A 5082-nucleotide genomic window follows, 5' to 3' on the forward strand; every position below is an offset into this window, starting at 1 on the left:
CGCGCCGGCGGCCAGCCAGCGCCAGCGGCGCGCGGCGCCGGGCGACGCGGAGACAGCGGGGGCGGCGGCACGCTCGGCGTGCCGTTCGGACGCGGGGGACATGGACCACAGCATCGCATGCGCGCCCGCCGCCGCCATAGCCCGGCAAGGCCGCGGCGGGCGCGGAAAGTTAGACTAGGCTCATTCCGTCCCCCGCTTTTCGAGGTTGCACGCCATGACCACGCTCGGCACGCCGCTGTCCCCGCACGCTTACCGCGTGCTCCTGCTCGGTTCGGGCGAATTGGGCAAGGAGGTGGCGATCGAGCTGCAGCGCTTCGGCGTGGAAGTGATCGCCGCCGACCGCTACGCCGACGCGCCGGCGATGCAGGTGGCGCACCGCAGCCACGTGCTCGACATGCTCGACGGCCAGGCCGTGCGTGCGCTGATCGCGGCCGAGCGGCCGCACCTGATCGTGCCGGAGATCGAGGCGATCCACACCCAGACCCTGGTCGAGCTGGAAGCCGAGTTCGCCCGCGACGGCAGCGACACCCGAGTGATTCCGACCGCGCGCGCCGCGCGCCTGACCATGGACCGCGAAGGCATCCGCCGCCTCGCCGCCGAAACCCTGGGGCTGGCGACCTCGCCGTACCGTTTCGTCGACACCCTCGAGGACTACCGCGCCGCCGTGGCCGAGATCGGCCTGCCGTGCGTGGTCAAGCCGGTGATGTCGTCCTCGGGCAAGGGCCAGAGCCTGGTGCGCGGCGAAGCCGACATCGGCAAGGCCTGGGACTACGCCCAGACCGGCGGCCGCGCCGGCGCCGGCCGGGTCATCGTCGAAGGCTTCATCGACTTCGACTACGAAATCACCCTGCTGACCGTGCGCCACGCCGGCGGCACCACCTTCTGCGCGCCGATCGGCCACCTGCAGCGCGACGGCGATTACCGCGAAAGCTGGCAGCCGCAGCCGATGAACCCGGTGGCGCTGGCGCGCGCGCAGGAGATCGCCCGCGCCATCACCGACGACCTCGGCGGCTTCGGCGTGTTCGGCGTCGAGCTGTTCGTCAAGGGCGACGAGGTGTGGTTCAGCGAAGTCTCGCCGCGGCCGCACGACACCGGCCTGGTTACGCTGATCTCGCAGGATTTGAGCGAGTTCGCGCTGCACGCGCGCGCGATCCTCGGCCTGCCGATCCCGACCATCCGCGAGCACGGCGCGGCCGCGTCCTGCGCGGTGCTGGCGCAGGGCCACGGCGTGCCGGTGTTCTCCGGCGTCGACGCGGCGCTGGGGCAGATCGACACGCAACTGCGTTTGTTCGGCAAGCCGCGCGTGGAAGGCCACCGCCGCGTCGCGGTGACCCTGGCCCTGGGCGGCGACATCGACGAAGCCCGCGCCAAGGCGCGCGAAGCCGCGGCGCAACTGCAAATCGAATTGCGCTGAGCGCGATCCGAACCGTACGACCTTTCGCACCGGAGCGACGATGAACGAGACCCAGGGCTACGCCGTGTTCTTCTTCCCGCAAGCGCTGGAAGCGCTGGGCGAGGCCATTCGTCCCTACCTGCTCGAAGGCCCCGCCGGCCCGCATGTGCTGTGCAAGGAAATCGACACCGGCGGCGCGTTCACCGAGATGACCCTGGAAGGCCGCACCGCCGACGGCCGCGAGATGACCTTGGAGCTGATGGTGCCGGGCAACATGCTGCGGATGATCGTGTCGGCGCATGGCGAAGGCTCGTTCGGCTTCGGGCCGCGCATCGCGCGCGCGGCCGCCAAGCCCGCCGCGGCCGCCGCGCCGCCAACCGCGCCGCAATCGCCGACGGTGGAGCCGGAGACGCCCGCGCCGTCGCCGTCGCCGTCTCCGGCGGTGCCCGACGTGCCCGCGCCGGTGATCGCCGCGGGAGACGACAAAAAGTGACGATAGGCGGGCCTCCCGGCCCGCAGCTTCGATCTTGCAAGGGCCTTCAGGCCCAATGCTTCGCATTTGTAGGAGGGGCTCCAGGCCCCGATGCTCAGCACTTGTGGGAGGGCCTTCAGGCCCGATGCTTTTGTCTAAGATCGCCGCGATCCGACCGGACCGCATCGAGCCTGAAGGCCCTCCCACAAGCCTCATGGTTTCGCAGCGCGCAGCGGTTTATCCTGTGCGCGGCCGCGAGTAACGCGGCCGTTTTTCGTTCACAAGGATTCGTGTCATGCCAGACAACACCGTCACCCTGTATCGCCCCGTCGGCCCGATCGAACTGCAGCGCCTGCGCGAGAACGCGTTCAAGCGCTGGCCGCCGCGCCTGCCGGAGCAACCGATCTTCTATCCGGTGACCAACGAGCGCTACGCCGCCGAAATCGCCGAGCGCTGGAACGTCAAGGACAGCGGCTACGGCGCGGTGACGCGCTTCGAAGTCGATGCGCGGTTCATGGCGCGCTACCCGGTCCAGAAGGTGGGCGGCGCGCACCACACCGAGTGGTGGGTGCCGGCCGAAGAGCTGGAAACGCTGAACGATCACATCGTTGGGCTGATCGAAGTCGTCCGCGAGTTTCGCACCGAGTGAGCCGACGATGGCGTTCGGCCGGGGATTCGCCGCGACTGAGCCGGCAGCCTCGGGGCTGAAAGCCCCTCCCACAAAAGCGCGCAGTGCCGGCTCTGGTGGAAGGGTCTTCGGGCCCGGCGCGTTCGGATCGGTTCGCCGCGATCGGCGCCGAATGCATCGGGACTGGAGCCCTCCCACGAATCAGCTCTTTTTATTGTGGGAGGGCCTTCAGGCCCGACGCTTTCCGCTCCGATAGCCGCGAATCACACCGCCGGAGAGCTCAATCGACAGGGCAGCCGCCATCGATCCATTCCTGCAAACCGGCGCCCACCGCGACGAAATCCGCCTCGCTCATGCTGCCGTGTCCGACCACGAACACGGTCGGCGGCCGCAAGCGGCCATGCACCACCACCGCGCGGCCGCCGCCATCGTCGCCGAGGGTCAAAAAACCGGAACAGTACTCGCGGGTTTCGTAAGCCGGATTACGCTAGAGGATTTCATCGGGCGCGTAGAACCGCACCGCGCCGACCTCGCGGCCGCCATTGGCGAGCACGAACGCGCGCAGCGGCGCGCACAGCGCCGCGCCGTGCCACTGTTCCAGCGCGTCCATTGCCGATTCTGTGTTCATGCCTGCGCCGCGAAGCGGTGGGTCGTCGTGGCAATGATTTTCTCGATCTCGTGCGAATAGACAACCGATGATTCCAGGGTATTGAACCCGATCAACTCGCGGCTCTCGGTCGCAGTCACGTCGAATTCTTCATGTCGGTCGCCGCGACCGCGTCCAGCAGCCGTGTGCGGCTACGCCGATCCCGATGCGTCCGCGTTCGCTAGGTTGCGACGAAGGGCGCGGCCGCGCCTCACTTCGCCAAATCCACCCACACCAAATGATGATCGCTGGCCTCGGAGATCTTCGACTCCTCCGTCCCCGCCTTCGGCCAGAACACGCCGGTGTCCTCGACCTTCCAGCCGCGCGAAGGCAGTACGTAATCCAGGCGCAGGGTGCCGGCCTTGGGGCCGAAGTCGCCGGTGTGGGCGGCGATGTCGCCCTTGCGCGCGAAGCCGTAGGCTTGCGCGCGTTCGCGTGCGCCTTCGCTGTGCGGGACGTGGGTGGAGTCCACGCGCGGGTGGTCGAGCAGTTGCTTGATCGAGCCGGGCACGCCGTCGCCGTCGACCGGGTCGGCGTTCATGTCGCCGACGATGACGAAGCGCGCATCGTCGGCCAGGCCGCCGCAGCGGCCCTGGTCGTCGCACAGCCAGGCCGGCGCGCCGCCGTCGAGGTAGCGCGCCCACAGCGCGATTTCATCGTGATTGCGCGCGCCGTTGCGGTCTTCCGGGCCGTCGAACACCGGCGGGGTCGGATGCGCGGCGAGGAAGTGCAGCACGCCGAGCGGGGTTTTCACCGGCACGTCCCAGTGCGATTTCGACGACAGGCGCAGCTGCGGCCACACCGCCGCCGAGTACCACGGCTTGCCGGTGGCCGGGTCGCGCGGTTGCCGCGCGTTGGGCAGGTGCGACCACTTGAAGGTCTGGAAGCTGCGCACGGCGGCGGTGTCGATGGGGTATTTCGACAGCACCAGCATGCCGTACTGGCCCGGGTGCAGGCCGTAGCCCCAGGCGTCGTTGCCGCGCGCGCGGTCGCTGCGCGCGGCGTCGCCGGCCTTGCCGTCGCCGTCGAGGTCCAGGCCGCTGGGCACGCCGGTGTTGACCGGGGCGAGGTAGCGGTAGGGATAGCGCAGCGCGTCGCCGCCGCCGGGCTGGGCGACTTCGAGGTAGTCGCGCTGGAACAGGTCGGCCGCGCGTTGCTGCGGGTCGTAGTCGAATTCGTTGAGCAGGACCAGGTCCGGGCGCACGCGCTGCAGCACCGCGGCGATCTTGCGCGCGTTGTCGTCGCCGGCTTCGAAACGGCGGATCAGGCCGCCGTCGGCCTCGTCGTAGAGCGAGGTGTTGTAGGTGGCCACGCGCAGCCGCGCGGGCGCGGCTGCGTCGCTCTGGGCGCGCACGTAAGCCTTGGGATCGCCGTGGACGTTCACTTGCGTGCAGGCCGCGAGCAGGGCCGCGGCGAGCGCGGCGCAGGGGAGGAGGAGTCTGGACATGCGCGCGATGATCGCATGGGGCGGGCGGCGGGATGGTTACGGTTTCGGGCCGGATCGGCGGCGGGCGTCGGCAACGCCGGCAGCCGCCGTCGCCGGCGCAGGCAGCGGTCTTTCATCGGCGCCGCGATGGGGCCGGCTCCGCAAAAAACGACGCCCCGGGCGAGCCGGGGCGTCGTCGTGCAACGAAGCGGGCGAATTACAGCGTGCAGCCCATCGCCGCGTACTGCGCCTTGCTCTGCTCCAGCGCGGTCTTGCAGGCGCCGGCCAGGGCGGTCTTGCCCTGCGGGGTGGCGGCCATCTGCGTCCAGGCGCTGTGGCTCTGGTCGAGCGCGGCCTGCAGGCCGGCGCGCTGTTCGGCCGGGACCTTGTCGGTGAGGCAGGTGCGGACCTTGGTCAGGTAGTCGTCGCACTCGGGCACGCCGACGCTGGCGGTCGGCGCGGCGGCCGGGGCGGCGGCGTCGGTCGGAGCGGCCGGGGCGGCATCGGTCGGAGCCGG

9 protein-coding genes and 1 pseudogene are annotated in these 5082 nt (G+C 70.2%); 4 read left to right on the forward strand and 6 right to left on the reverse strand.

The annotated features are described in order from the left end of the window. Positions 1–214: 214 nt before the first annotated feature. From purT to A7A76_RS20245, 4 genes are read left to right on the forward strand one after another with little or no spacing between them, the layout of a single operon-like run. Positions 215–1414: a formate-dependent phosphoribosylglycinamide formyltransferase gene (purT, locus tag A7A76_RS20235; protein WP_206413001.1), complete on the forward strand. Its 1200-nt coding sequence runs from the start codon at positions 215–217 to the stop codon at positions 1412–1414. 40 nt (positions 1415–1454) lie between these two features. Further along, positions 1455–1886 carry a hypothetical protein gene (locus A7A76_RS20240; protein WP_206413002.1) on the forward strand — a complete coding sequence of 144 codons (432 nt, stop codon included), beginning with the start codon at positions 1455–1457 and terminating at the stop codon, positions 1884–1886. 55 nt (positions 1887–1941) lie between these two features. Beyond that, the gene (locus tag A7A76_RS26930; protein WP_428995204.1) at positions 1942–2127 is read left to right on the forward strand and encodes a DUF6053 domain-containing protein; all 186 of its coding nucleotides are present in this window, start codon (positions 1942–1944) and stop codon (positions 2125–2127) included. Between the two features lie 33 nt (positions 2128–2160). Further along, positions 2161–2514: an ADP-ribosylation/crystallin J1 gene (locus A7A76_RS20245; RefSeq protein WP_206413003.1), complete on the forward strand. Its 354-nt coding sequence runs from the start codon at positions 2161–2163 to the stop codon at positions 2512–2514. On the opposite strand, the pseudogene A7A76_RS26935 reads toward A7A76_RS20245, so the two are convergent. The 6 genes and pseudogenes from A7A76_RS26935 to A7A76_RS20260 form a co-directional block, all read right to left on the reverse strand. After that, positions 2466–2756, reverse strand: a pseudogene (locus A7A76_RS26935) (DUF6053 domain-containing protein); the annotation flags it as partial. The gene A7A76_RS20245 and the pseudogene A7A76_RS26935 sit on opposite strands and share 49 nt — an antisense overlap. Before the next feature lie 17 nt (positions 2757–2773). Then, positions 2774–2938, reverse strand: coding sequence for a hypothetical protein (locus A7A76_RS20250; protein ID WP_206413004.1), 165 nt, complete (start codon positions 2936–2938; stop codon positions 2774–2776). A gap of 42 nt (positions 2939–2980) precedes the next feature. Continuing rightward, positions 2981–3103: a hypothetical protein gene (locus A7A76_RS25960; protein WP_277425862.1), complete on the reverse strand. Its 123-nt coding sequence runs from the start codon at positions 3101–3103 to the stop codon at positions 2981–2983. Positions 3104–3117: 14 nt separating this feature from the next. Further along, a complete protein-coding gene (locus A7A76_RS25965; RefSeq protein WP_277425863.1) occupies positions 3118–3240 on the reverse strand; it encodes a hypothetical protein in 123 nt (40 codons plus the stop codon). 110 nt (positions 3241–3350) lie between these two features. Beyond that, the gene (locus tag A7A76_RS20255) at positions 3351–4586 is read right to left on the reverse strand and encodes an endonuclease/exonuclease/phosphatase family protein (protein WP_206413005.1); all 1236 of its coding nucleotides are present in this window, start codon (positions 4584–4586) and stop codon (positions 3351–3353) included. Positions 4587–4782: 196 nt separating this feature from the next. After that, on the reverse strand, positions 4783–5082 hold a 300-nt coding region (locus tag A7A76_RS20260; RefSeq protein WP_206413006.1), incomplete at its 5' end, for a hypothetical protein.

This window comes from Lysobacter enzymogenes (assembly GCF_017168095.1).
GTDB classification, from domain to species: domain Bacteria; phylum Pseudomonadota; class Gammaproteobacteria; order Xanthomonadales; family Xanthomonadaceae; genus Lysobacter; species Lysobacter enzymogenes_D.

Coding starts and splice junctions, on each gene's coding strand:
- purT (WP_206413001.1), top strand. CDS start 215: ATGACCACGCTCGGCACGCCGCTGTCCCCGCACGCTTACCGCGTGCTC.
- A7A76_RS20240 (WP_206413002.1), top strand. CDS start 1,455: ATGAACGAGACCCAGGGCTACGCCGTGTTCTTCTTCCCGCAAGCGCTG.
- A7A76_RS26930 (WP_428995204.1), top strand. CDS start 1,942: ATGCTTCGCATTTGTAGGAGGGGCTCCAGGCCCCGATGCTCAGCACTT.
- A7A76_RS20245 (WP_206413003.1), top strand. CDS start 2,161: ATGCCAGACAACACCGTCACCCTGTATCGCCCCGTCGGCCCGATCGAA.
- A7A76_RS25960 (WP_277425862.1), bottom strand. CDS start 3,103: ATGGACGCGCTGGAACAGTGGCACGGCGCGGCGCTGTGCGCGCCGCTG.
- A7A76_RS20255 (WP_206413005.1), bottom strand. CDS start 4,586: ATGTCCAGACTCCTCCTCCCCTGCGCCGCGCTCGCCGCGGCCCTGCTC.